Annotated in this window: 1 pseudogene; it reads right to left on the reverse strand. The window is 51.4% G+C overall.

What is annotated here, in order from left to right:
• Positions 1 to 523: pseudogene (locus HMPREF3107_RS12145) on the reverse strand (helix-turn-helix domain-containing protein); the annotation flags it as partial.

Raw genomic sequence — 523 nt, forward strand, 5'->3', positions numbered from 1 at the left:
ATTTTGGTGTGTTGGTAGAACTCTTTGCCGTTGTCCATGGTGATGGTGTGCACTCTGGCTTTATGTGCCTTTAATACCCTAATGGCCGCTAGGGCAGTGTCTTTGGCTTTGAGGCTGTCCAATTTGCAGATGATGGTGTAGCGGGTAACGCGTTCGACCAAGGTCAGTAATGCGCTTTTCTGATCTATGCCGACGCGGTTGGGCACTTTGCCCCTGGTCCATGTGCTGCCGTAGCGTTTGCGGTAGGGTTTGCTGCATATTCTGAGGTGTTGCCACAAGGTGCCGCCGTTGCTTTTGTCTTGGCGGAGGTAGCGGTAAATGGTGCTGTGATGGAGTGTTATCCCGTGGTGTTTATGCAAGTAGGCGTACACTTGTTCGGGACTGAGTTTGCGGCGGATAAGGGTGCCGATGTGTTGAATCAGCTGCGAATCGAGCTTATAGGGTTTTCGCTTACGCTGTTTGATAGTCCGGCTTTGCCGTTGGGCTTTTTCTGCTTTTGTGGCGGTTAAGCTGTTTGGCGATT

Origin of the sequence: Neisseria sp. HMSC31F04 (assembly GCF_001807735.1) — a bacterium.
In the GTDB taxonomy this organism is placed as follows: Bacteria; Pseudomonadota; Gammaproteobacteria; order Burkholderiales; family Neisseriaceae; genus Neisseria; species Neisseria elongata.